Raw genomic sequence first — 23128 nt, 5'->3', positions numbered from 1 at the left:
TTGGACAAGGGCTGCGCCGTCGGGAACAGACAGTCAAGCCCCGGACCGCCAGTCCGTGGCTAAGCCGGGCGCCCCGTGCCACCATGAGCGGGGTGAGCAGAGCCGAACTGGCCGACTTCCTGCGGCGCCGGCGGGAGACACTGCGCCCGGACCAGGTGCCGGCCACGGCCACCCATCCGCCGGGCCGGCGGGCCCGGCGCACTCCCGGGCTGCGCCGCGAAGAGGTGGCCGCACTGGCCGGGATGTCGGTCAGCTACTACGAACGGCTGGAGCAGGCCCGCGCACCGCGTCCGTCCCCGGAGGTGTTGGCCGCGCTGGGCACCGCGCTGCGGCTCACCGCCGCGGAGCGCGAGCACCTGGCCCGGCTGGCCGGGCAGGTCCCGCCGGGCACGGACGCCGATCGGGCACCGGTGCCCGCCGACGCCCACCGGCTGCTGGACCGGCTCGGCCCGATACCCGCCTACCTGGTCGACGAGCGGCAGGACATCGTGGCCTGGAACGCCGCGGCCGCCGCGTTGATCATTGAGTTCGGGCTGCTCCCCGCCGAGGAGCGCAATATCGTGCGGCTGTCCATCCGGCTGGGCGACGCCCGCTGCTCGGCACCGCCAGGCGCGGAGGGCGCGTTCGCCCGGCAGTCCGCCGCCCGGTTGCGCGCGGCCAGCGTCCGCTACCCGGCCGACCGCGTCCTTGGCGAGCTGGTCAACGAGTTCGCCGCACACAGCCCGGACTTCACCGCCGGCTGGCGTGACCACGACGTGCGACCCAGACCTACGCTGCGCAAGTACCTGCGCCACCCGGAGTTGGGCGAGCTGGAGCTGGACTGCCAGACCCTGCTGCTGCCCGGCACCGACCTGCAGTTGGTGATGTACACCGCGGAACCGGGCAGCCCGAGCGCCGCCGCACTCGCCCGGCTGGGCACCCTCGGCGAGTGACCCTGCTGCACGGGTGCCGACACGATGCCGGAGACGGCCGCGGTCGCTGACAACAGGCCGGTCGGTGAGATTGTCCATAATGGATGAACAGGCACGGTTGTCGATGCCGACGGCGAACCTGACGTCGCGAATCCGCAACTTACGTCCTTGAACCGAGAACTCGGGTGCCTGAAGCCGGAACTCGCGTGCCTGAAGCCGGAACTCGGGTGCCTGAAGCCGGAACTCGGGTGCCTGAAGCCGGAACTCGGGTGCCTGGGGCGGAGACACGCCGGGCGGGCCCTGGTCAACGCGGTCTGGACCTGCGGACTCGGTGAGGCGGGTGGTGGCGGGATCTGCCAGGATTGGCGGCCATGACGGCTCAGGCACCGGTGCGGGGCTCCTACGGCATCGACTCCCCGGCCACCTTGTTCGGGCTAGCCTCCGCCGCGGTCTTGCTGACCGCCGCGACGATCGCCACCGCGGTTCTCGCCGGCCCGGCCGTGGCGGTCGCACCGGCCGTGCTCGCGGTCGTGTTCCTGTTTTCGGCCGGGTGCTACCTGCACGCCACCAAACGCGGGAAGTTCCGGGTCTGGGCGGAGATACTCGACGAGGCCGGGCTGCGCGGCGACGAGCGGGTGCTCGACCTCGGTTGCGGGCGCGGCGCGGTGCTGCTCGCGGTCGCCGGACGGCTCACCACCGGCCACGCGGTCGGCGTCGACCTGTGGCAGACCCGGGACCAGTCCGGCAATGCCCAGGACACCACCGAACGCAACGCGTCCGCCGAGCGGGTGCGGGACCGGATCGAGTTACACACGGGCGACCTGCGCGAACTGCCGTTCGGCGACGGCGAGTTCGACGTCGTGGTGTCCAGCCTGGCGATCCACAACATCTCCCCCGCCGCGGAGCGCGCCAAGGCCATCGAGGAGGCGGTGCGTGTGCTGCGCCCGGGCGGGCGGTTGTTCGTCGTCGACATCTTCGGCACGCCACGGGCATACCGCGACCACCTCACCGAACTGGGCGTGACCGGCATCCAGGTGCGCCCGGCCGGGTGGCGTATGTGGTGGGGCGGCCCCTGGGGCAGTTCCGAACTGGTCACCGCGGTGAAGCCGGAATAGTTTCGCGAGAGGGGGAAGCGGGAAGCCGGAGCGGGTGAGTCCGCGACTGCCCGCGCCGCTTTCCCTGTGGGTGGACACCGCGCCCGCCCCGGACCGCGGCGGGCGGCCTTTACCCGTCCAGGCCGAAGTCGTGGTGATCGGCGCGGGGATCGCCGGCCTCACCACGGCCTACCTGCTGGCGGCGGCCGGACGCTCCGTGCTGGTGCTGGAGGCCGGTGCGGTCGGCGCGGGTGTGTCCGGCCACACCACCGCCAAGGTGACCGCGCAGCACGCACTGGCGTACTCGACTCTCAAGTCGCGCAAGGACAAGCGCGGGGGCGCGATCGCCGCCGCCACCTACGGACAAGCCCAGTCGGCCGCGCTCGACTGGATCGCCCGCACCTCGGCGGAGGTGGAGATCGACTGTGCTTTCACGCGCCAGGACAGCTTCGTGTACGTCACCGATCCGGCTCGCCTCGACCGTTTGCGCGCGGAGGCGGAGGCTGCCGAGGAGGCGGGCCTGCCCGCGAGTCTGGTCGGCGGGGAAGAGATAGTGCCGCCGCTCGGCGCGGCCGGCGCCGTCCGGTTCACCGGGCAGGCGCAGTTCCACCCGCGCCGCTGGCTGCTGGGCCTGGCCGAACGGATCGAGCAACTCGGCGGGCGGATCGTGGAAGGCATCCGGGTCACGCAGGTCGAGGAGCGCGGGATCGTCCACACGCCGCGTGGGCGGGTGCGCGGGCGCGACGTCGTGGTGGCCACGCACTACCCGATCCTCGACCGCGGCCTGTTCTTCGCCCGGCTGAACCCGGTGCGTGACCTCGCGGTCGCCGGGCCCGGCGCGGCGGTGGACGGCATGTACCTGGACGCCGACACGCATCGCTCTCTGCGTGGCTACGACGGCTTCCTCGTCGTCGGCGGCGAGCATTACCGGACGGGCGAAGACATCGACGTCGAAGGACGCTACTCCCGGCTCGCGCAGGCCGCACTCGAACTCGGCATGACTCGCCTGACTCACCGCTGGTCCGCGCACGACATGTCTACTTTGGACTCGGTGCCCTACGTCGGCCGGTATCATCCGGCGGCCCGTCACCTGTGGGTGGCCACCGGGTTCGGCCAGTGGGGGATGACCGGCGGCACCGCCGCGGGCCTGCTGCTGGACGAGCTGATCCGCGGCGGCGATCCCCCCGCTGCCGCGCTGTTCGACCCCAACCGTTTCGATGCGCCTTCGGCGGTCGCGCTGGCCAAGGACAACGTGGCGGTGGCCAGGCACCTGGTAGGCGGCTACGTCGGCGCCGCCACCTCCACCGGCACTCCCGAGGGACTGCGACCCGGTGAGGCCACGGTGACCCGGCGGGGAAGCCGGTTCGTCGCGGGCTATCGGACCGAGGACGGTGAACTGCGCACGGTGAGCGCTCGGTGCACCCACCTGGGTTGTCTCGTGGCGTTCAACAACGCCGAGAAAACCTGGGACTGCCCATGTCACGGATCGCGATTCAGCACCGACGGCACGGTGATTCAGGGGCCGGCGACGGCGCCGCTGTCCCCGGCCTGACCTTCGGCGTCGAGGAGGAGTTCCTCCTGCTGGACCCGGCCACGGGCGCGACGGTGCCGCGCGCCGGCCGCGTCCTGAGTGGACTGTCCCGGCTGCCCGGCGGTGGCCTGGTGCAGCGGGAGCTGCGCGCGACCCAGATCGAAGCGGCCACCGGAATCTGCCGGGACGTGGCGGAACTGCGTGACCAGCTCGTTGAGGGCAGGCGCTCCCTCCGGCGCGCCGCCGCCCGGCACGACGCGGTCATCGCGGCGTGCGGCACACCGGTCCGTTCCGGACCGGCGGTGCCCGGGAGCAACGAGGGACGGTTCGCGCGTGTCGACCGGACCTACCGCGGGATGGTCGCCGACTACGAGGCGTGCGGATGCCACGTGCATGTCGGCGTCGGGGACGCCGAGACCGCCGTCGCGGTGGTGAACCACCTGCGCCCGTGGCTGCCCACGCTGCTGGCGATCTCGGTCAACTCGCCGTTCGACCGCGGCCACGACACCGGCTACGGCAGCTGGCGAATGGTGCAGCAGTCGCGCTTTCCGGGCGCGGGTGTGCCGCCGTTCTTTTCCGGCTACGCCGAATACTCCGCAGAGGTGCGCCGGCTCGTGGACTGCGGCGCGCTCGTCGACCCGTGGATGACGTTCTGGCTCGCGCGGCCGTCGATGGCCTTTCCGACCGTGGAATTCCGGGTCGCCGACACCGCGTGCTCGGTTGACGAGGCCGTACTGCAGGCACTGCTCAGCCGGGCGCTGGTGCACCGCGCGCTGACCGATCTCGACCGCGGGCGGGAAGCCGTGCGGCCCTCCGACCAGGTCGCGGCGGCCGCGCTGTGGGCGGCGGCCCGGGACGGCGTCGGCGGCGAGGGTGTGCACCCGGCCCTGGCCAGACGGATGCCGGCGCGGCGGATTCTCGGCGAGTTGCTGGAGCACGTGCACCCCGTGCAGACGGAGAGCGAAGGGGACCTGGTGCGGGATCTGGTGTGCCGGCTGGACCGGTGCGGCACCGGCGCCGACCGGCAGCGGCGCGCGGCCGCCACCGGCTTCCCGGCACTGATCACGATGCTTACCGGCGACGGGGAACGGGTATGACGCCCCTTGTGTCGCAACTCGCGAAGGAAACAGTATGACGGCTGACGTGATCGATGCCCGTGGTCCGCTGTCCGAAGCCGTCGTCAAAGCGTTGCACTCGGATTCGCCCGGCGTGTTCCCGGCGATCGCCGACGCCGATGCCTTCGGCGAGGATCTCCAACTGGCGCTCCATCTGTGCTACGAGCTGCACTACCAGGGCTTGCCGGGGGTCGACGCGGACTGGGAGTGGGACCCGGGGTTGCTCGCCTTCCGCGGCGGGATGGAGCGCGCCTTCCTGGCCGGGCTGCGCGCGGGCACGGCCGGCGGCACCGAGGTGGCGGCGGTGCTCGACGAACTGCTCGTGGAACCGGCCGACGGCACCGGGATCAGCCACTACCTCGCCGAGCGGGGCCAGTGGTGGCAGATGCGCGAATACCTGGTGCACCGGTCGATCTACCACCTCAAGGAGGCCGACCCGCACGCCTGGGTCATCCCGCGGTTGCGCGGCCGGGCGAAGGCGGCCCTGGTCGCGGTCGAGTTCGACGAGTTCGGCGGCGGGCGCGCCGAGCGGGTCCATGCCCAGTTGTACGCCGATCTCCTCACCGCGGCCGGGCTCGACGCCGGTTACCTGCACTACCTGAACCGAGCGCCCGCATGCATGCTGGCCGTGGTGAACCTGATGTCGCTGTTCGGCCTGCACCGCCGGCTACGGGGCGCGCTGGTCGGGCACTTCACGGCCGCGGAGATCAGCACCGCGCCGAGCGCCCGGCGGATGGACCGCGCACTGGCCCGCCACGAGGCGCCGGAGGCGTGCCGCCGGTTCTTCACCGAGCACATCGAGGCAGACGCCGTGCACGAGCAGGTCATGCGCCGGGAGGTGATCGGCGGCCTGCTCGCGGCCGAGCCGGAGCTGGCGGCCGACGTGGTCTTCGGCATCCAGGCGACCGAACTGGTGGAAAGCTCCTTCACCGACCACGTCCTCGGCGCCTGGCGGGCAGGCCGGACCTCATTGCGCCCGGTATGACCCCTACCGCGACTTCCGCTCACGGGTGCGATGACTGGTGTCGCAGAACGGGTAGCGACGGCTGCGCTTGCACGCGCAGATCGCGACCACGAACCGGTCCGCGAACACGGTCGAGCCGTCGGGCAGGGTCAGTTCCACCGGTCCTTCGACGAGGATGGGGCCGCCCGGCACGATGGTCACCCGGCGCGGCTCGTTCCGCGAGCCGTTCGAACCCATTGCCGCGGACACCATGACTCACTCCTCGAATCCGTCCCGGCGGTCGGCCCGGATCACGACGAGCTCTTCGTGCCGTTGCCCGGCTTCGATCAGGCCGGCCGCCTCCAGATATCCCGCGCGCCCGCGCATCACCGGGCCGAACGGCTCGACGGCGCGGGCCGCCACGGACGACGAGAGTCCGTTGCCACGCAACGACTCCAGGGTGCGCCGGACCCCGCACACCGCGGAGTGCACGACGAGCATCGTGCCGCCCGGAGCGAGCAGGCCGGCGGCCCGGTCGCACAGCCGGTCGAGATGCGACCGCCCGTCCGGCCCGGCGTCCCAGGCCAGTGCGGGCCCGCTCGGCCGTCCCGCCCCTGGGCACGGCACGTAGGGCGGGTTGGCGAGCACGACATCGAACGACTCGTCCGCCGGCTCCCTTCGCCGGATCCGGGCCGGCAGCCCCAGCGTGTTGATCCAGGCGCTGGCCACCGCCGGCAGATAGACGTCCACGGCGGTCACCTCGCCCGCGCCGCAGCGCACTGCCTCGACCGCCCCCACCCCGCACCCGGTGTAGAGATCAAGCGCTCGCCAACCTCGGCCGAGCCCGGCATCCCGCAGTGCGCGCAGCAGCAACCGGGTGTCGGCCTGCGGCCGGTACACGCCGGGAAGCCGCAGCCTTCGGCGGTCTGGCAGCGACGGCCCCGTCAACGTCCACAGTGCCCTCGCGATCTTCACACGCCCAGATACCACGGCCCCCTACCCTCGGTGCTTCCGGTGGTCCAGCAGCCGGATCACGGCCCGCTCCAGCTCGGCCCGGTCCCGCTCGGTCTCGATCCGTGCGATCGGAATGTCCACAGTGGAGCCTTCGTGGTACGCGCGGGTCACTCGCGGGTCCACATAGGAGTTTCGTGCCACCGTCGGCGTGTTGCCCAGTTCCTCGGCCACTTCGCGCATCACAGCCGCCCTGGCCCGGGTGAAGGCGCGCTCCGACCTCGCCGGTGGTGCGGCGGCGTAAGCGGTGGCGGCCAGCACGGTGGCGTGCCACGTCCGCAGGTCCTTCGCGGTGAACTCCGCGCCCGCAAGTTCCTTGAACCGCTCGTTGATCTGCTCGGCGTGCACCTCGCGCCAGCCGTCGCCGTTGCGGTAGACCAGCAGCCGGTCGGTACCGGATTTGGCTCGCCGCAACGACTTCACCAGTCCGGCCAGGTCCGCGTCGGTAATGCTCAGCGCCCGCTCGATGCCGCCCTTGGCGGGGTACCGGAAGACGAGGACCTCCCGTCGCACGGTCACGTCGTCGCGGAGCAGGGTCGCGGCGCCTCGCGTGCCGTGCTCCTCCGCGTACTCCTCGCCGCCGGTCCGGAAGACACCCCGGTCCAGCATGCGCAGCGAACCCGCCAGCACCCGCAACTGACCGAGTCCGCGTACCCGCAGATCGGCGGCCACCCGTGCGCGCCACTCGGGCAGCCGCTTCGCCAGTTCGAGCACCCGGTCGTGCTTCTCCTCGTCGCGGGCCCGGCGCCACTTCTCGTGGTAGAGATACTGGCGCCGGCCGGCGTCGTCGGTGCCGATCGCCTGGATGTGCCCGTTCGGCTTCGGGCAGATCCACAGGTCGTGCCAGGCCGGCGGGATGGCCAGATCCTTCACCCGGCGAAGCGTTTCCTCGTCCCGTAACGGCCCGCCCTGCGGGTCGAAATAGCGAAAACCGGCCCCGTTCCTCCGGCGCCGGATGCCCGGTGCGCCCGGGTCACTTTTCTCCAGGCGCACGGGGCACTTCCCTGATCACGTCGGCCAGGCCGGGGTACCTGCGCTCGGGCAATGCCGCGAGGTGTCCGAGGACGTCGTCGTCCGCGCCACCGGCGGCGGCGTGGCGGAGCAGTTCCGCCCGGCTGCACGGAAAGTCCACATCGGACAGCAGGGTCCACAGCCGCTCGTCCATGAACCGGGCATACCCTCCACCTGAGGAGCGCAAACCGGCCGCATCAAGGGGAGCGGGCTGCGCTGACGCCAATCGAGTGGTCGGCGACGGTTCAGGACGGAACCCGGAAATATCCGTGCGATCGGCGAGGTTGGTTCCGTCATGAGTACGCAAACCCGTGGACGGGTCAAAGTCGAGCAAAGTGCCAGGCGGGTGCGGGTGGTCTTCGGCGGCCGGGTCATCGCCGACAGCCGACGGCCGCTGCTGGTGTGGGAGGTGCCGTACTACCCCACCTACTACCTCCCGCGCGAGGACGTCGAGGACGTTCTGGTGCCGACCGGGGCGGCCAGGCCTTCCCCCAGCCGCGGTGAGGGGCGTCTCTCCACCGTCAAGGTGGGGGACCGCGAGGCCGTCGAGGCGGCCACCGAGTACCCGGACTCGCCGATCGGGGAACTGCGGGACCACGTTCGGCTGGACTTCGCGGCCATGGACGCGTGGTTCGAGGAGGACGAGGAGATCTTCGTCCACCCGCGTGACCCGTACACCCGGGTCGACGTCCTGTCCAGCTCGCGGCACATCCGCGTGGAGATCGACGGGGTGACCGTGGCCGAGTCCAGCCAGCCGCGGCTGCTGTTCGAGACCGGCCTGCCGACGCGGTACTACCTGCCGAAGACCGACGTGCGACTGGAGTTGCTGGAGCCGAGCGACACGATCACCCGTTGCCCGTACAAGGGTGAGGCGGAGTACTGGTCGGTGCGCATCGGTGACGAGTTGTATACGGACGTCGCCTGGTACTACCGGATGCCGCTGCCGGAAAGCCAGAAGGTCGCCGGGTTGGTCGCGTTCTACGACGAGAAGGTCGACGTCTTCCTCGATGGGGTGAAGCAGGAGAGGCCGAAGACCAAGTTCGCCTGAGTAGCTCTTGCGCCGACTCGCGGAGGAACATGCTGGGCTAGGGTCTTCAGGTGTGACAGCCGACCGCCTGTACTTCCGCCAGTTGCTGTCCGGCCGCGACTACGCGGCCGGTAACCCGGTCGCGAGCCAGATGGTGAACTTCGCCTATCTGATCGGCGATCGCGAGACCCGGGAGGCGGTGGTGGTCGACCCGGCCTACGCGGTCGGCGACCTGCTGGACGCGCTGGCAGCCGACGACATGCGGCTGACCGGGGTGCTCGCCACCCACCATCACCCCGACCACGTCGGCGGCGACATGATGGGTTTCTCGCTACCCGGCCTCAGTGAGCTACTCGCTCGCGAACCGGTGCCGGTGCACGTCAACCGGGAGGAGACGGAGTGGGTCCGGCGCGTCACGGGCGTGTCCGCGACCGACCTCACCCCGCACGACCACGACGACGTCGTGACCGTCGGCGACATCGAGATCCGGCTGTTGCACACCCCCGGGCACACCCCGGGCAGCCAGTGCTTCCTGGTGGAGGGGCGGCTTGTCGCGGGTGACACGCTGTTCCTCGAAGGCTGCGGCCGGACGGACTTCCCGGGCGGCGACTCCGAGGCCATGTACCGGAGCCTGCAGTGGCTGGCGAGCCTGCCCGGCGACCCGGTGGTCTTCCCGGGCCACCAGTATTCGGCCGAACCGTCGGCCGCCCTGTCGTCGGTCCGGCAGCAGAACTTCGTCTTCCGTCCTCGTTCCCTCGAGGAGTGGAAGGTCATGTTCGCCTAGGCCGGGCGGCCTGGCCGGGCGATCACCGTTTCACCAGGTCCAGGACCAGCGTGGCGATGTCCTCCGGTGCCTCCTCGGCCATGAAGTGACCCGCCTGGGTGGTGAAGTGCCGAAGGTCGGCGACCCACGGCCGCCAGGTCGCGGACGCGTCGAACCCCAGTTGCTTCCCCCAGTCCTGCTGGACGACCATCACCGGCATGGTGAGCCGGTTGCCGGCGTCGTGGTCGGCCTGGTCGTGCTCGATGTCGACGGTCGCGGTGGCCCGGTAGTCGGCGACGATCGACTCAACGGCGTCACGGCACGCGTGAAGGTACTCGGCGCGCACGTCCGCCGGGATGGCGTCGGAGCTCTTGGACCAGATGTCGAGGAAGTAGCCGAAGAACGCGTCGGAGCTGTTGGCGATCATCCGCTCGGGCAGACCGGGCGGCTGGGCCATCAGATAGAGGTGGAAGGCCACCGCCGCACTGACCCCGTGGAGGACGTTCCAGGTGTCCAGCGTGGGAAGGATGTCCAGGATCCCCAGGTGACTTACCCGATCCGGGTGATCAAGGCCGGCCCGGAAGGCAACGTGCGCGCCGCGGTCGTGCCCGACGAGTGCGAACCGGTCGAATCCGAGTGCGTCGGCGAGGCCGACGATGTCCGCGGCCATCGTCCGCTTCGAATAGGTGTTCTCGTCGACCGCTTCCGGTTTGCTGCTGGCGCCGTAGCCGCGAAGGTCGGGGCAGACCACGGTGTGGTGCTCGGCGAGGATGGGAGCGACGTGCCGCCACATCAGGTGGGTTTCGGGAAAGCCGTGTAGCAGCACGAGTGCCGGTCCTTGCCCGCCGACCGCCGCGTTCAGCTCGATACCGTCGGCCACCGCGATCGATTTGGTCTCGAACCCCGGAATGGTGATGCCCATCGTTGTCGTCTCCGTCTCTCGACATCGTCACAAGTGGATGCGTGAACAAGACGAGGATCTGGGAGCCGGGTTAGCAGTGGATTAGCGGCTCTTCACAGACGAGGGTGTAGTTGTGGCCCGAATCCACCGGTTTCGAGCAGCGATCGGGTCGTAAGGTCCGTGGCGATCGCAAGGCGCTCCCAGCTACGGTGGCTGCCACAAGCTTCCCCGCGTTCCAAAGAGGTGTATCGATGACTGCCCATGACATGACCGCCCCTGCTCAAGCGGCGGTCGCTGCGACCTGTCATGACCTCATCGAAGGTAAGGAACACCTCTCGTGGATCTTCCGCGCATCTTCACCATCCGTGAATCCCACCACCGCATCCACAACCCGTTCACGGCAGAGAAGTTAGCCACCCTCGGCCAGGCGCTGCGCCTGAGTCCGGGTAGCCGCATCCTCGATCTCGCCAGCGGCTCCGGTGAGATGTTGTGCACCTGGGCCCGCGACCACGGCGTCACCGGTACCGGGGTCGACATCAGCACCGTCTTCACCGAGCAGGCACGTACGCGTGCGGTCGAGCTCGGTGTCGCCGACCGGGTCAGCTTCGTACACGACGACGCGTCCGGATTCGTCGCGGACGAGCGCGTTGACCTTGCCGCGTGCGTCGGTGCCACCTGGATCGGCGACGGCGTGCCCGGGACAGTCGAACTGTTGAGCCGGAGCCTCCGCGACGATGGCCTGATGCTGATCGGCGAGCCGTACTGGCGCAAGCCCGTGCCCGACGAGGAGACTGCTCGCGGCTGTCTCGCCACGAGCGTCGACGACTTCCGACTGCTGCCGGATCTGATCGAGCAGTTCGGTGAGCTCGGGTACGACGTCGTCGAGATGGTCCTGTCCTCCCAGGACAGCTGGGACCGTTACCAGGCGGCCCAATGGCTCAGCATGCGCCGTTGGCTCGGCGAGCATCCCGACGACGAGCTGGCCGCCGAGGTCCGCGCCGACCTCACCACCGAGCCTGCCCGTTACACGCGGTACCAGCGGGAGTACCTCGGCTGGGGAGTCTTCGCGCTGATGAGTCGCTGACTATCGACGGTGTGCGGGGCCGCGCGCTGCCGCCAGCCCCGCACACCGTGCTCGATGTCATCGACCAACTGTGAAGAGCCGGATTAGCAGCAGCCCGGCGTCGACGACAATGGGATATGTGGAAATCCTCATCGACGTGCTCGGGCCGATATCGGTCAAGGACGGTGAGGGCCGCTCGATAGCGGTTGGCAGCCAGCGCCGCCGTGAGCTTCTCGGACGGCTGGTCGCGGCCGGCGGCCGAGCCGTCCCGCTTCCGCTGCTCATCGAGGATCTCTGGGAGGACCCTCCGCCCACCGCGGCCGGGACGGTCCGCACCTTCGTCTCCGAGCTGCGCCGGGCACTTGAACCGGATCGTTCCCCTCGGACCCGGTCGCAGGTAATCGAGACCGTCGGCACTGGATACGCCCTTCGGATTCCGCGGGCACGAGTCGACGCCCACCGTTTTGAGGACGCCCTTCGGGCCGCGCGGCACGCACCGAGTGGCCAGGTAGCCGGCGCGCTGAGCGAAGCGCTCTCGTGGTGGGCGGGCGAGCCGTACGCGGACCTCGACGCCTCGCCTTGGCTGGTGCGGGAGCGCGCCCGCCTGGCAGAGCTTCACCGTCAAGCCATCGAACTGCGCGCCCGGGCGGTGCTCGACCTCGGGCGCGGCACGCCCCTCATCCCGGAGTTGGAGGCATTCGCGACCACACACCCGTGGCGGGAGCAAGCCTGGGTCCTTCTTTCCCATGCTCTCTACCAGGCCGACCGCCAGGTCGACGCGCTGGCTTCGCTGCGTAGCGCGCGGGCCAGGCTGCTGGATCAGTTCGGGCTGGAATCGGTGGACAGTCTCGACCATCTCGAACGTGACATCCTCCGGCACGCTCCACACCTGACGCCCTCGCCCCGTGACGAGGACAGGCTGCGCCTGCTCAACCGCACGGAAGCGACGGGGACCTACACGCGGCTGCGCTCGATGAGCACCGTGGCCGGGGCCGCCGCGATCACTGGCGGCACCAACCTGGTACTCGCCCAAGAGCAACGCGCCGCGGCCGTCGCGGAAGCGGAACGAACTTCAGACCCCGATCTCACCGCCCGCGTGATCGCGGCCTACGACGTCCCCACCATCTGGACCCGCGCCGATGATCCCGCCCGGTCCGAGGCACTGGTCGCGACGACCCGGCGCACGCTCCACCGGCTCGGACCAGGAACTTCACCCGCCCTCCGGGCACGCCTGCTCGCCACCATCGGGCTTGAGCATCGCGGAACCCGGGACCGCTGGGCCGCCGAGGCGGCGGCCGAAGCCGAACAACTCGCCCGGGACCTTCGCGACCCGAGCGTGCTGGTACTCGCGCTCAACGCCCGGTTCGTGCAGTCCTTCCAACACCCCGGGCGCACCGGCGAACGCGACGCGTTCGCCGGCGAGCTCATCGATCTGTCCACCCGGCATGATCTTCCGGCGTTCGAGATCCTCGGCCATCTGATCAAGATCCAGGTATGCGCGGCGCGCGGAGACACCGAGGCCGCGCAACCTCACGTCGTGGCGGCCGAGCGGCTCGCCCCCAGCCACGAAATTCCCCTTGTTCACGTTCTCACCACGGCTTTCCGGACCATGCGGCTGGCGCAACGTTCGAACGAACCCGCCGAGGTCGCGCACGCCTACCGCGCCTTGGCCACCGAGCTCGCCAGCGCCGGCATGCCCGGGTTGGAAGCCGGCATTTTCGCGCTCGCGCTCCTTTCCCTTCGCCTGCGCCACCAACGTCCGGCGCCAACGGACCCCGGTCTCGACTGGGGTCCCTACCGTCCCTGGGTCCAGCCCCTCCTCGACCTCGCCCGCGGCAACCTCGCGGCGGCCCGCCGCGCCGCCGCCACCCTGCCCACGCCCCCTGCCGACCACCTGTACGACGCACTCTGGGCAGTCAACGCGCACACCGCGATCCTGCTCCAGGACGAATCACTCGCCACGCGAGCGCACGATGCCCTCCGCCCGCTGCGCGGCGAGATCGCGGGCGGAACCACCGCGATGATCACTTTCGGTCCGGTCGACGACATCCTGGCGGCTCTCGATCACCTTTTCGGCACCCGCTAGAGCGCGTCTCAAAGTCCGTGTTTCCGCCTGAGGTGACGCGCGCTTCCAAACACTGCCTAGGATCCCAACCATTCGGCGCCGATCCGCGCGGCGAGCCGGGTGAGCAGCTCGGCCGGCCGGGCCATCGAGCGGGCCAGGTCGGGTTCGATCTCGGACAGCGAGTAGGCCGCGGAAAAGCCATGGTGCGCAAGGACTTCCGCGCCCAGGGTCACGCGCCCGGCGACCGCCACCACGGGGATGCCGCGTGCCTTCGCCGCCGCGGCGACCCCGGCCGGGCCCTTGCCCCGCAACGTCTGCTCGTCGAACGACCCTTCCCCGGTGATCACCAGGTCCGCCCCGCCGAGCTTGTCTTCGAAGCCGGTCAGCTCCAGCACGACGTCGATGCCCGGCCGGAAGGTCGCGCCCAGGATCGCCAGGGCGGCGAACCCCGTGCCACCGGCCGCCCCGGCACCCGGTGCGGTGGCCAGATCGACCCCGGTCTCCGCGCGGACGACATCGGCGAACTGCCGTAGCGCGCGATCGAGCAGCTCGACGTCGGCCGAAGTGGCGCCCTTCTGGGGGCCGTACACCGCGGCCGCCCCGTGCTCCCCGAGCAGCGGGTTGTCCACGTCGCTGGCCACGGTCATCTCGACCTTTCGCAAGCCGCTCAGGTCGAGCCGGGCCAGGCGGAGGAGCGCGGCGCCACCCGGTGGCAACTCGCCGCCGTCCGCGTCGAGCAGGTGCGCGCCGAGACCACGCACGAGCCCGGCGCCGCCGTCCGTGCTCGAACTCCCGCCGAGACCGAGCACGACATGCCGGCATCCGTCGTCCAGGGCCCGCCGGATCACCTCGCCGACGCCGAGCGTGGTCGCCGTCAACGGGGCGAGCCGGCCACCGGGCAGCAGGCCCAGCCCGGAGACCGCCGCCAGTTCGACCACCGCCGTGTCGCCCTGCCGCGCGTACGCGGTCTCCACCGGCTCGCCGGTCGGCCCGGTCGCGACCACCGGCACCCGGTCGAAGCCGGCCGCCACCGCGGCGGCCACCGTGCCGTCACCACCGTCGGCGATCGGGCATTCGAGCACCGTCACGTCCGCCGCCGCGTGCCGCAACCCGGCCGCGAGGGCCGACGCGACGCCGTCGGCGGGCAGCGAGCCCTTGAACTTGTCCGGCGCGATCACGACTCGAGGCATGACACCCATTGTGGCAACCCGCGGCTGGCAGGGTGACCACAGAGCGCGCCGCCGCCAGGCCCCGCTAGCGGGGCGGCAGGGCGCCATTAAGGACAACGTGACCCGAGTTCGTCAGGAGCGCCCTGTCGACACGATCGCGGTCGCGCGCAAACTCGCGAAGGGCACTGCATGACACCCCTTGTCTCAACCCGTCGCCGCCAGGCGGACCACCGAGGGCGCCATCTTTTCCAAGCATGGCCGAACCCTACGACACCGCCGGATGGCCGTATGCGCGCTCAGACCTGCGCGCCGTCTCCGTCATGGGGACCCTGCTTGACCCGCAGCAGGGCCAGTGCGATCGCGGCGGCGAGAGCCAGAATGCCCAGCGGCGTCCCCACGTTGCTGCCGAGCCCGATCACCCCCGGCGCGATCAGCACGAACAACCCGACCACCAACAGCAGCAACACCACGAACGCGCCCTTGCCCGGCCGGGGCAGCGGCGGCGGTTCGGGCGGCACGTAGTGCTCGTTGTCCTCGGCGGGATCGTCGCCGAGCACGGTCTGCTCCCAGGAGGTGCCGCCGGTGCGCCAGGCCTCTTCCCCATTCCCGGGCCGAGGTCGCTCGGCCGGTTCGCCGGGCTTCTCTTCCTCCTCGAACTTGCCGACACCCTCGGCTTCGAGGTCGGCGACGATCGCGGCGAACGTGGCGTCCACGTCCTCGGGATCGGTGTCGCGCGAACTCATCGCAGTTCCTTCGCGGTGCGGGGCGCCTGGGCCGAGGACGTCCCTTGGTTGCCGCGCCCTGACAGAGCGCTACTCCATAGCGCGCTTCTCATCCGACCTCCTGCACGAACTCAACGCTACGTTCGAAGATCAAAGGCGCGTCATTGTCCAGGGTGGCGACGTGAAAGCTGTTCTCCAGCAACACCTCGACGACCCGCTCGCTGCGGACGGAGTCGCGCACGATCCGCGAGTTGACCGGCTCCACCACATGGTCGACCCTCGAGTGCAGCAACAGGATCGGCTGCGTGACCTTCGGCAGGTCGGCGCGCACCACCCGCCACAGCTGGGCCAGGCTCGCGGTGGCGCGGACCGGAAGGCGGCGGTAGGCCAGTTCGGTCGAGCCGGGCTTGGCGATGTCGCTGCCGATACCGGGGACCGAGGGCAGCACCCGCGACAGCAGGGGGAGCAGCTTGGCGTCCCAGCGCTGCGTCATCACCGACGGGTTGACCAGCACCAGTCCCGCGATCTGTTCGCCGAACTCCTCGGCCAGCCGCAGGGCGAGCGTGCCACCCATCGACTGCCCGCAGACGAACACCCGGGAGCAGGTTTCCCGCAGTGACAGCAGTTCCTCGCGGACCGCCAGGTACCAGTCGGGCCAGCGGGTGCGGTTGAGCTCCTGCCACGTGGTGCCGTGCCCGGGCAACAGCGGGGCGCGCACGGTGAAGTCCCGCGCCGCCAGGTACTCCGCCCACGACCGCATGCTCTGCGGGGTGCTGGTGAAGCCGTGGCACAGGAGCACGGCGACCTCGCCCGTCCCCGAGTGGGAGAACGGTTCGGCACCGGCGAGCATGGGCGGTGTCCTTCCGTCCGTTGTGTGATTGGGCCCCCATCGTCCCACGCCGTGGGCGATGATGGGATCCCCGACGCGCGTGTGAGATCCCGCGCACCGGCCGGCCTGCGGTTGTGCGGTGGTCGTCACGGTTCGTACGCTGGTCGGTTAGGGCAGGTTCGGGCAGGCAGGAGGCCGTGAAGCGGTGCTGTATCGGTTGCTGAAATACGTGCTACTCGGGCCACTCCTCAGGCTGCTGTGGCCGGCCAGGGTCACCGGCGCCGAGAACATTCCCGAGCAGGGCGGGGTGATTCTGGCCAGCAATCACCTCGCGGTCGCCGACTCCTTTTTCATGCCGATCCGGGTAAGGCGCCGGGTGACATTTCCGGCGAAACAGGAATACTTCACGGAAAAGGGTTTCAAGGGCCGGCTGAAGAAATGGTTCTTCATCGGCGCCGGCCAGATTCCCATCGACCGTTCCAGCGGTTCCGCGGCGCAGGCTGCGCTGGACACCGCGATCCGGCTGCTGCGGGAAGGGCACCTGCTCGGCATCTACCCGGAGGGCACCCGCTCGCCGGACGGCCGCCTGTACAAGGGAAAGACCGGCGTCGCGCGGATCGCGCTGGAGGCCGGGGTGCCGGTGGTCCCGGTCGCGATGATCGGCACGGACAAGGTGAACCCCATCGGGTCGAAGCTGTGGCGGCCGCGCCGGCTGGAGATCAGGTTCGGCCGGCCGCTCGACTTCTCCCGTTACGACGGGCTGTCCGGGGACCGATTCGTCGAGCGCTCCATCACCGACGAGATCATGTACGCGTTGATGGAACTGTCCGATCAGGAGTACGTGGACATCTACGCGGACCGTGCCAAGGAACTGATCGCCGCCGAAGCCGCCGGGGTCCGCCCCACCGTGCCATCGCAGCCCTCGGCCGCCGAGGCCGAGCGGGTACCGGAGCCGAAGGCAGGCTGAGAACCAAGGGGCCAAGCGGCTTGGCACGGCAGGCACGAGGGGGTCTGGGGGCTTCCCCCAGCGGGGGTGTGGGGGCTTGCCCCCACAGGACTAAAGTGCTCCGGTGCGATTCTTCTACGACACCGAGTTCATCGAGGACGGCGTGACGATCGATCTGGTTTCGATCGGTGTCGTGGACGAGCGGGGCCGGGAGTTCTACGCGGTTTCCACCGACTTCGATCCGGCCAAGGCCGGGCTCTGGGTGCGCGAGAACGTGTTGCCGAAGCTGCCCTCGCCGGGCGACCGGGCGTGGCGCAGCCGCAAGCAGATCCGCGAGGAGTTGCTGGAGTTCTTCGGCAAGCCGTCCGGCGGCATCGAGTTGTGGGCCTGGTACGCCGCTTACGACCACGTGGCACTGGCGCAGCTGTGGGGCGCGATGCCCGACCTGCCGCGCCAGCTGCCGCGGTTCACCCGTGACCTGCGGCAGCGGTGGGAGGACGTCGGCAAACCCAAAATGCCGGCGCCGCCCACCGATGCCCACGATGCACTCGCCGACGCGCGCCACAATCTCGAGCGCTGGCGAGCCATCGAAGCCCACCGCCAGCGCCGCGGCCGCTTCTGAGCGGCCGGAGCCGCCTGCGGTGGGCCGTCGGCTTCCCACCGCTACCCGCAAACCACGCAAGCCACTTCGAAGCACTCTCTAGCGACGGGCGGCCACCGCGGCGGCGAGGTCGTCGAGCAGGGCCGCGGTGGTGGTCCAGTCGAGGCAGGCGTCGGTGATGCTCTGGCCGTAGTTCAGTTCGCCGGCGCGCCCGAGCACGAGATCCTGGCGCCCGGCCATCAGGAAGCTCTCCAGCATCACGCCGACGATCCCGCGCTCGCCGCGACCGATGCGCTCGGCCAGTTCACCGGCCACCACGGCCTGCCGACGGTGGTCCTTGCCGCTGTTGCCGTGGCTCGCGTCGATGATCAGCCGCTGGGGCAGCCCCGCCTTCTCCAGCCGGTCCACCGTGTCGCGTACGGTCTCGGCGTCGTGGTTCGGGCCGCCGGAACCACCGCGCAGGATGACGTGGCAGTCCGGGTTGCCGGAGGTGGTGATCAGCGCGGCGAGCCCGTCGGCGTTGATCCCGGGGAACACGTGGCCGGCCGCGGCGGCCCGCGCGGCGTCGATGGCGACCTGCACGTCACCCTCGGTCGAGTTCTTGATCCCGACCGGCATGGACAGCGCGCTGCACAGCTGCCGGTGCACCTGGCTGGCCGCGGTGCGCGCGCCGATCGAGCCCCAGCTGACCGTGTCGGCGATGAACTGTGGCGTGATCGGGTCGAGGAACTCGCAGCCCACCGGCAGCCCGAGCGCGGAGATGTCGAGCAGCAGCTTGCGAGCCAGGCGCAGGCCCTGGTTGACGGCGTAGCCGCCGTCCAGCCCGGGGTCGTTGATCAGGCCCTTCCACCCGAGGGTGGTCCGGGGCTTCTCGAAGTACACCCGCATGATCACGTGCAACTGGTCGCGCACGGCCGTGGCGCGCTCGGCCAGCCGGTGCGCGTAGTCCAGGGCGGCTTCGGGGTCGTGCACCGAGCACGGGCCGACGATGACGATCAACCGGTCGTCAAGGCCCTTGAGCACGTCGACGGTGTCGGCGCGGCCCTGCGCGACCGTTTTGGCGACGGCGACGTCCAGCGGATGCTCCTGCCGCAGCAGGGCGGGGGAGATCAGTGGGCTGATGGCGGCGGTTCGCTGGTTGTCCAGGGATTCCGCGGGGCCGGCGGTGATCTGCATGGCGGGGTTGGTCCTTTCCTGACCGGCCCGCCGGGAGAGTCCACCGAGCCGGTCTGGGTATCCGGCTCGTGGGTGGAGTGGTTCAGCGCGCGGCGATCTCGCCGGCTGGCCCACCCAGGGCCGGCCCGCTAAACCAGAAATAACGCCGCAGCACGCAACCAACGTAGCACGCGTACCGCGTCCCCCGGTCGCGGCCGGTTGCCCGGTGCCTTGACCGATCAAGCGGGGGCGGGTCTACGCTGGCGTTGACAGGGAAAGACTTCTTGGAAGGGATTGATCCGATGCGAGTCGGTCTGCTGACCGGCGGTGGCGACTGCCCCGGCCTGAACGCGGTGATCCGCGCCGTCGTCCGCAAGGGCATCGAGGTCCACGGCTGGGAGATCGTCGGCTTCCGCAGCGGCTGGAGCGGCCCGATGACCGGGGAGAGCAAGCCGCTGGGGCTCGGCGACGTGGAGGACATCCTCGCCCGCGGCGGCACCATCCTCGGCTCCTCCCGCACCAACCCGTACCGGGAAGACGGCGGGGTTGACAAGATCAAGGCGACGCTGGCCGCTCAGGGCGTCGACGCGCTGATCGCCATCGGCGGCGAGGACACCCTGGGCGTGGCCAAGAAGCTGACCGACGACGGGATCGGCGTCGTCGGCGTGCCCAAGACCATCGACAACGACCTGGCCGCCACGGACTACACCTTCGGTTTCGACACCGCGGTGCACATCGCCACCGAAGCGATCGACCGGCTGCGGACCACCGCCGAGTCGCACTTCCGGGCCCTGGTGGTCGAGGTGATGGGCCGGCACGCCGGCTGGATCGCGCTGCACTCCGGCCTCGCCGGCGGCGCGAACGTGATCCTGGTGCCGGAGCGGCCGTTCTCGGTGAACCAGGTCGTGGAGTGGGTCGAGCGCCGGTTCGAGCGGATGTACGCGCCGATCATCGTGGTCGCCGAGGGAGCGCTGCCCGAAGGCGGCGTGGAAACCCTGCACAGCGGCGAGAAGGACGCGTTCGGGCACGTCCGGCTCGGCGGCGTGGGCACCTGGCTGGCCGAGGAAATCGCCGCCCGCACCGGCAAGGAGTCGCGGGCCGTGGTGCTCGGCCACGTGCAGCGCGGCGGCACCCCGACCGCCTATGACCGGGTGCTGGCCACCCGGTTCGGCCTGCACGCGGTGGACGCGGTCGTCGACGGCGACTTCGGCACGATGGTCGCCCTGCGCGGCACCGACATCGTGCGGGTGAAGCTGTCGGAGGCCACCGCCGAGCTGAAGACCGTGCCACAGAGCCGGTACGAAGAGGCCGAGGTCTTCTTCGGCTGACCTGCCCCGGCGCCCGGGTCAGCACGCGTTTTCGCGACCGGGCGCGGCGAGTTCCCGCCACGGCGGCTGGATCCCACGTCACCGGCTTGGCGTCCGTGAGATTCAGCTGCCGAGGTAGGAGACCACGGCGACCACGCGCCGGCTCAGGCCGCTCGACGGCGCCAGGTCCAGCTTGTCGAAGATCGAGTTGATGTGTTTTTCCGTGGCGCTCTGGGAAATATGCAGGGTTTCGGAGATCCGTGCGTTGGTCAGGCCCTGGGCCATCAGCTCGAGGACCTCTTTTTCGCGCGGGGTGAGCCGCTCCAGCGGGTCCGCGTGGGTGGTGCGGGTCAGTAGTTGCCGGACCACTTCCGGGTCGAACGCCGTACCACCGGCCGCGATCCGGACCAGCGCGTCGAGGAACTCGTCGACCTGCGCGACCCGGTCCTTGAGCAGGTAGCCGACCCGGCTCGGGAAGTTGGTGATCAGCTCTGTGGCGTACCTCTTCTCCACGTACTGGGAGAGCACGAGCACACCGGTTTCCGGCCACTCCTGCCTGATTTTCAGTGCGGCCCGGAGCCCGTCGTCGTGATGTGTCGGCGGCATGCGCACGTCGGTGACCACGACGTCGGGGCGATGTTCTGCGGTCGCGCTGATCAGGTCGGGGGCATTAGACACCGCCGCGACCACTTCGTACCCCTCTTCGGCCAGCAACAAAGCCAGGCCCTCGCGCAAGAGTGACGAGTCCTCGGCCAGGATCACGCGCACGGCAGGCTCGCTTCCAGCGACGTCGGCCCGCCCGGGGGACTGTGCACGAGGAACCGGCCGTCGACCGCGGCGACCCGGCTGGCCAGGCCCGACAGCCCGGTGCCGGTGGGGTCCGCGCCGCCCGGACCGTCATCGGTGATCACCACCCGGATCCGGTCTTCGCCGGGGGTCACGGTCACCTCGATCAGGGTCGGGTCGGCGTGCTTGGCCGCATTGGTCAGTGCTTCGGACACGACGAAGTAGATCACCGTCTCCAACGCCGACGGCAGCCGGGAGGCCAGCCCGAACGAAAGCCGGACGGGAACGCTCGACCGTTGGGCCAGTGACTCGAGAACGGCCTGGAGACCGCTTGAATCCAGGGCACTGGGGTAGATCCGCAGGGCGACCTCACGCAGCTCCCCGATCGCCTCCTGGACCATGGACTGCGCCTGCTCCAGTACGGCACCCCCGGTCGCGCGGCGGGCCCGGCCGACGAGCATGCCCAGCGCCACCAGCCGCTGCTGGACTCCGTCGTGCAGGTCCCGCTCGATGCGCCGGCGTTCGTCGTTGATCGCCTCGATCACCTCGGCCCTGGTGCTGGTCAGCTCCAGAATCCGCCGGTGCATGAGATCACCGGAACCCAGCGCCTGCGTCGCCAGCCAGTGATCCAGCGTGCTCACGCCGGAAACGCCCACGATGCTGACGAAGATCAACATTGTGCCGGGTGCCACGGTCAGCGCCACTAGCGAGGTGTCGACGCGCTGGTTGCTGTTCTCGATCAGTCCCCAGTCGCCGCCGAGAGCCCAGGCGGACAGCATCGAACCCGCTGTCGTGACACATAGCACCAGCATCAGCAGCACACCGAAGCCGAGTCCGCCGACGAGCCAGCGCAGCGCCAGGTAACGCCGGCATCGCTGAGGGCTGAGCGCGTCGACGTACAGCGGACCGTGGAAGCGGGTGATCCGGCGCAGCTCGACTTCGGTCAGCCGCACCGCCAGGCGGGACAGCGGCTCGCGCTGTGGGCCGGGAAGCGCGATGAGCGGCGTCAGCAGCAAGAACCCGAACTCGGCCAGCGCGGTGCCGGCGCCAAACAGGACGCTCACCGCTGCCCACAGCCAGCGCGTGAGCATCGCGCGGGCACGGAGGTCCTGGTGCATGGACGCCACGGTAACCGGCCGGGCCGGGCCGCCGGGATGAGGTTTTCCGCAGTATTCCGCCTGTGGCCGCCCGCACACATCTCGATGGTTGACCTCATGGTTTCGCCGGTCGGGCCGCCATAACTTTCATAGGCAGAACCCAGTTCAAAACGCAAGGTTGGCACTTGTGGCGACAGACAACGACGCTGCACGTGGGCGGAAAGGCAGGCCGCCTTGTGATCGACCGGCAGCCGAAAAGAGATGTCACGGTCTGGCCGCCCGCACCCGTGCCAAACAACACAGCATTTGATCCGCAATTCCAAGGGGTATTCGAAAAATGGAGCAATTCCTGCTTGCCGAAAGCGCCGCCGAGCCGTTGGGCGGTCTCGCCGGCTGGGTGGTCGACCTGATGGACTCCCTCGGCGGCCCGGGCGTGGCGCTCACGGTCGGCGCCGACAACCTGTTTCCGCCTATTCCGAGTGAACTGGTGCTCCCGCTGGCGGGTTTCTCCGCAAGCCAGGGCACGCTCAGCCTCCCCGGCGCACTGGCCTGGACGACGGCGGGATCGGTGGTCGGCGCGATCATCGTCTACCTGCTGGGAGCCATGCTCGGGCGAGCCAGGACCAGGGCACTGATCGCGAAGATCCCGTTGCTGAAGGTCTCCGACTTCGACCGGGCCGAGGCGTGGTTCACCAGGCACGGCACCAAGGCGGTCTTCCTCGGCCGGATGGTCCCGCTGTTCCGCAGCGTCATTTCCCTGCCCGCCGGGGTCGAGCGGATGAACTTGCCGAAATTTCTTTTCCTCACCACGGCGGGAAGCCTCATCTGGAACACGATCTTCGTGCTCGCCGGTTATGCCCTGGGCGTCAAGTGGTATCTGGTCAACGAATACGCGGACATCTTCCAGCGAATCGTCATCGTGGCCGTGGCGGTCGTCGTCGCGCTGTTCGTGGTGATCAGGCTGCGTAACCGGGGGCGGGGCCGCGGGCCGGCCGATCCCGACGCCACCCAGGTCATCGACGTCTGGAGCACGGGCCGCGGGCGCAGCTGGGAGCGGTGATCGCCGGGCCCAGGCCCCGGC

The 23128-nt window shown here is 70.1% G+C and carries 24 protein-coding genes; 13 read left to right on the top strand and 11 right to left on the bottom strand.

The genetic code is table 11. The features are described 5' to 3' along the window. Positions 1-92 precede the first annotated feature (92 nt). The 5 genes from A3CU_RS0141110 to A3CU_RS0141090 all read left to right on the top strand — a co-directional run bounded on the left by A3CU_RS0141110 (position 93) and on the right by A3CU_RS0141090 (position 5636). Positions 93-932: a helix-turn-helix transcriptional regulator gene (locus A3CU_RS0141110; RefSeq protein ID WP_027947141.1), complete on the top strand. Its 840-nt coding sequence runs from the start codon at positions 93-95 to the stop codon at positions 930-932. Positions 933-1282: 350 nt separating this feature from the next. Beyond that, on the top strand, positions 1283-2026 hold the full coding sequence (locus tag A3CU_RS0141105; RefSeq protein WP_027947140.1) for a class I SAM-dependent methyltransferase: 744 nt from the start codon (positions 1283-1285) through the stop codon (positions 2024-2026). 34 nt (positions 2027-2060) lie between these two features. Then, the gene (locus tag A3CU_RS0141100; RefSeq protein WP_027947139.1) at positions 2061-3557 is read left to right on the top strand and encodes an FAD-dependent oxidoreductase; all 1497 of its coding nucleotides are present in this window, start codon (positions 2061-2063) and stop codon (positions 3555-3557) included. Further along, positions 3482-4633 (top strand): carboxylate-amine ligase, encoded by a 1152-nt coding sequence (locus tag A3CU_RS0141095; RefSeq protein ID WP_027947138.1) that lies wholly within the window; start codon positions 3482-3484, stop codon positions 4631-4633. The genes A3CU_RS0141100 and A3CU_RS0141095 overlap by 76 nt, the downstream gene beginning before the upstream one ends. A 34-nt stretch (positions 4634-4667) precedes the next feature. Continuing rightward, the gene (locus A3CU_RS0141090; protein WP_043844238.1) at positions 4668-5636 is read left to right on the top strand and encodes an iron-containing redox enzyme family protein; all 969 of its coding nucleotides are present in this window, start codon (positions 4668-4670) and stop codon (positions 5634-5636) included. Positions 5637-5639: 3 nt separating this feature from the next. Here the strand turns inward: A3CU_RS0141090 and A3CU_RS0141085 are convergent, their stop codons facing one another. Genes A3CU_RS0141085 through A3CU_RS49275 form a run of 4 tightly spaced genes read right to left on the bottom strand, consistent with a single transcriptional unit; the run spans position 5640 to position 7770 of the window. Beyond that, on the bottom strand, positions 5640-5867 hold the full coding sequence (locus A3CU_RS0141085; protein WP_084144218.1) for a CDGSH iron-sulfur domain-containing protein: 228 nt from the start codon (positions 5865-5867) through the stop codon (positions 5640-5642). Positions 5868-5870: 3 nt separating this feature from the next. Further along, positions 5871-6569, bottom strand: coding sequence for a methyltransferase (locus A3CU_RS0141080; RefSeq protein ID WP_425388322.1), 699 nt, complete (start codon positions 6567-6569; stop codon positions 5871-5873). Positions 6570-6590: 21 nt separating this feature from the next. Continuing rightward, the gene (locus tag A3CU_RS0141075) at positions 6591-7598 is read right to left on the bottom strand and encodes a DNA topoisomerase IB (protein WP_027947134.1); all 1008 of its coding nucleotides are present in this window, start codon (positions 7596-7598) and stop codon (positions 6591-6593) included. Continuing rightward, complete coding sequence (locus tag A3CU_RS49275) at positions 7579-7770, bottom strand: DUF2795 domain-containing protein (protein ID WP_043844235.1); 192 nt, start codon at positions 7768-7770, stop codon at positions 7579-7581. The genes A3CU_RS0141075 and A3CU_RS49275 overlap by 20 nt, the downstream gene beginning before the upstream one ends. A 141-nt stretch (positions 7771-7911) precedes the next feature. Here A3CU_RS49275 and A3CU_RS0141065 point away from each other — a divergent pair, with 141 nt between their 5' ends. Together A3CU_RS0141065 and A3CU_RS0141060 are read left to right on the top strand one after the other, a co-directional pair. Further along, a complete protein-coding gene (locus tag A3CU_RS0141065; RefSeq protein ID WP_027947133.1) occupies positions 7912-8664 on the top strand; it encodes a DUF427 domain-containing protein in 753 nt (250 codons plus the stop codon). Between the two features lie 52 nt (positions 8665-8716). Beyond that, the gene (locus tag A3CU_RS0141060) at positions 8717-9427 is read left to right on the top strand and encodes an MBL fold metallo-hydrolase (RefSeq protein WP_027947132.1); all 711 of its coding nucleotides are present in this window, start codon (positions 8717-8719) and stop codon (positions 9425-9427) included. Between the two features lie 22 nt (positions 9428-9449). Here A3CU_RS0141060 and A3CU_RS0141055 read toward each other — a convergent pair whose 3' ends face one another. Further along, positions 9450-10328 (bottom strand): alpha/beta fold hydrolase, encoded by an 879-nt coding sequence (locus A3CU_RS0141055; RefSeq protein WP_027947131.1) that lies wholly within the window; start codon positions 10326-10328, stop codon positions 9450-9452. A gap of 316 nt (positions 10329-10644) precedes the next feature. Here A3CU_RS0141055 and A3CU_RS0141050 point away from each other — a divergent pair, with 316 nt between their 5' ends. Both A3CU_RS0141050 and A3CU_RS0141045 read left to right on the top strand, forming a co-directional pair. Further along, complete coding sequence (locus A3CU_RS0141050) at positions 10645-11391, top strand: SAM-dependent methyltransferase (protein ID WP_027947130.1); 747 nt, start codon at positions 10645-10647, stop codon at positions 11389-11391. Between the two features lie 118 nt (positions 11392-11509). After that, a complete protein-coding gene (locus A3CU_RS0141045; RefSeq protein ID WP_245617551.1) occupies positions 11510-13456 on the top strand; it encodes an AfsR/SARP family transcriptional regulator in 1947 nt (648 codons plus the stop codon). Between the two features lie 56 nt (positions 13457-13512). Here A3CU_RS0141045 and A3CU_RS0141040 read toward each other — a convergent pair whose 3' ends face one another. The 3 genes from A3CU_RS0141040 to A3CU_RS0141030 all read right to left on the bottom strand — a co-directional run bounded on the left by A3CU_RS0141040 (position 13513) and on the right by A3CU_RS0141030 (position 16176). Further along, the gene (locus A3CU_RS0141040; RefSeq protein WP_027947128.1) at positions 13513-14625 is read right to left on the bottom strand and encodes a glycerate kinase; all 1113 of its coding nucleotides are present in this window, start codon (positions 14623-14625) and stop codon (positions 13513-13515) included. 275 nt (positions 14626-14900) lie between these two features. Further along, positions 14901-15347, bottom strand: coding sequence for a hypothetical protein (locus tag A3CU_RS0141035; RefSeq protein ID WP_027947127.1), 447 nt, complete (start codon positions 15345-15347; stop codon positions 14901-14903). Positions 15348-15435: 88 nt separating this feature from the next. Continuing rightward, the gene (locus A3CU_RS0141030) at positions 15436-16176 is read right to left on the bottom strand and encodes an alpha/beta hydrolase (RefSeq protein ID WP_027947126.1); all 741 of its coding nucleotides are present in this window, start codon (positions 16174-16176) and stop codon (positions 15436-15438) included. 184 nt (positions 16177-16360) lie between these two features. Here A3CU_RS0141030 and A3CU_RS0141025 point away from each other — a divergent pair, with 184 nt between their 5' ends. Then, positions 16361-17122: a lysophospholipid acyltransferase family protein gene (locus tag A3CU_RS0141025; protein WP_027947125.1), complete on the top strand. Its 762-nt coding sequence runs from the start codon at positions 16361-16363 to the stop codon at positions 17120-17122. A 103-nt stretch (positions 17123-17225) separates the two neighbouring features. Then, a complete protein-coding gene (locus A3CU_RS0141020) occupies positions 17226-17723 on the top strand; it encodes a polyadenylate-specific 3'-exoribonuclease AS (protein ID WP_027947124.1) in 498 nt (165 codons plus the stop codon). 78 nt (positions 17724-17801) lie between these two features. Here A3CU_RS0141020 and A3CU_RS0141015 read toward each other — a convergent pair whose 3' ends face one another. Then, on the bottom strand, positions 17802-18878 hold the full coding sequence (locus tag A3CU_RS0141015) for a 3-deoxy-7-phosphoheptulonate synthase (RefSeq protein ID WP_027947123.1): 1077 nt from the start codon (positions 18876-18878) through the stop codon (positions 17802-17804). A 281-nt stretch (positions 18879-19159) separates the two neighbouring features. Here A3CU_RS0141015 and A3CU_RS0141010 point away from each other — a divergent pair, with 281 nt between their 5' ends. Then, positions 19160-20185 (top strand): 6-phosphofructokinase, encoded by a 1026-nt coding sequence (locus A3CU_RS0141010; protein ID WP_027947122.1) that lies wholly within the window; start codon positions 19160-19162, stop codon positions 20183-20185. A gap of 102 nt (positions 20186-20287) precedes the next feature. On the opposite strand, the gene A3CU_RS0141005 is transcribed toward A3CU_RS0141010, so the two are convergent. Both A3CU_RS0141005 and A3CU_RS0141000 read right to left on the bottom strand, forming a co-directional pair. Continuing rightward, a complete protein-coding gene (locus A3CU_RS0141005) occupies positions 20288-20932 on the bottom strand; it encodes a response regulator (protein WP_027947121.1) in 645 nt (214 codons plus the stop codon). Further along, a complete protein-coding gene (locus tag A3CU_RS0141000; RefSeq protein ID WP_027947120.1) occupies positions 20923-22068 on the bottom strand; it encodes a sensor histidine kinase in 1146 nt (381 codons plus the stop codon). The genes A3CU_RS0141005 and A3CU_RS0141000 overlap by 10 nt, the downstream gene beginning before the upstream one ends. A 316-nt stretch (positions 22069-22384) precedes the next feature. Between A3CU_RS0141000 and A3CU_RS49270 the strand changes: the two genes are divergently transcribed. Beyond that, complete coding sequence (locus A3CU_RS49270) at positions 22385-23107, top strand: DedA family protein (RefSeq protein ID WP_052373061.1); 723 nt, start codon at positions 22385-22387, stop codon at positions 23105-23107. The last annotated feature ends 21 nt before the right edge of the window (positions 23108-23128 follow it).

The sequence above is a fragment of the Amycolatopsis taiwanensis DSM 45107 genome (genome assembly GCF_000519205.1).
Classification (GTDB): domain Bacteria; phylum Actinomycetota; class Actinomycetes; order Mycobacteriales; family Pseudonocardiaceae; genus Amycolatopsis_E; species Amycolatopsis_E taiwanensis.
The sequence above is the reverse complement of the archived record's forward strand: the minus strand, read 5'-3'. Positions and strand labels throughout refer to the sequence as shown.

Excerpts from the sequence above, each read along its gene's own strand:
- A3CU_RS49270 (WP_052373061.1), top strand. The coding sequence starts at position 22,385 with ATGGAGCAATTCCTGCTTGCCGAAAGCGCCGCCGAGCCGTTGGGCGGT.
- A3CU_RS0141015 (WP_027947123.1), bottom strand. The coding sequence starts at position 18,878 with ATGCAGATCACCGCCGGCCCCGCGGAATCCCTGGACAACCAGCGAACC.
- A3CU_RS0141095 (WP_027947138.1), top strand. The coding sequence starts at position 3,482 with ATGTCACGGATCGCGATTCAGCACCGACGGCACGGTGATTCAGGGGCC.
- A3CU_RS0141030 (WP_027947126.1), bottom strand. The coding sequence starts at position 16,176 with ATGCTCGCCGGTGCCGAACCGTTCTCCCACTCGGGGACGGGCGAGGTC.
- A3CU_RS0141090 (WP_043844238.1), top strand. The coding sequence starts at position 4,668 with ATGACGGCTGACGTGATCGATGCCCGTGGTCCGCTGTCCGAAGCCGTC.
- A3CU_RS0141035 (WP_027947127.1), bottom strand. The coding sequence starts at position 15,347 with ATGAGTTCGCGCGACACCGATCCCGAGGACGTGGACGCCACGTTCGCC.
- A3CU_RS0141105 (WP_027947140.1), top strand. The coding sequence starts at position 1,283 with ATGACGGCTCAGGCACCGGTGCGGGGCTCCTACGGCATCGACTCCCCG.
- A3CU_RS0141010 (WP_027947122.1), top strand. The coding sequence starts at position 19,160 with ATGCGAGTCGGTCTGCTGACCGGCGGTGGCGACTGCCCCGGCCTGAAC.
- A3CU_RS49275 (WP_043844235.1), bottom strand. The coding sequence starts at position 7,770 with ATGGACGAGCGGCTGTGGACCCTGCTGTCCGATGTGGACTTTCCGTGC.
- A3CU_RS0141040 (WP_027947128.1), bottom strand. The coding sequence starts at position 14,625 with ATGCCTCGAGTCGTGATCGCGCCGGACAAGTTCAAGGGCTCGCTGCCC.
- A3CU_RS0141065 (WP_027947133.1), top strand. The coding sequence starts at position 7,912 with ATGAGTACGCAAACCCGTGGACGGGTCAAAGTCGAGCAAAGTGCCAGG.
- A3CU_RS0141000 (WP_027947120.1), bottom strand. The coding sequence starts at position 22,068 with ATGCACCAGGACCTCCGTGCCCGCGCGATGCTCACGCGCTGGCTGTGG.
- A3CU_RS0141055 (WP_027947131.1), bottom strand. The coding sequence starts at position 10,328 with ATGGGCATCACCATTCCGGGGTTCGAGACCAAATCGATCGCGGTGGCC.
- A3CU_RS0141085 (WP_084144218.1), bottom strand. The coding sequence starts at position 5,867 with ATGGTGTCCGCGGCAATGGGTTCGAACGGCTCGCGGAACGAGCCGCGC.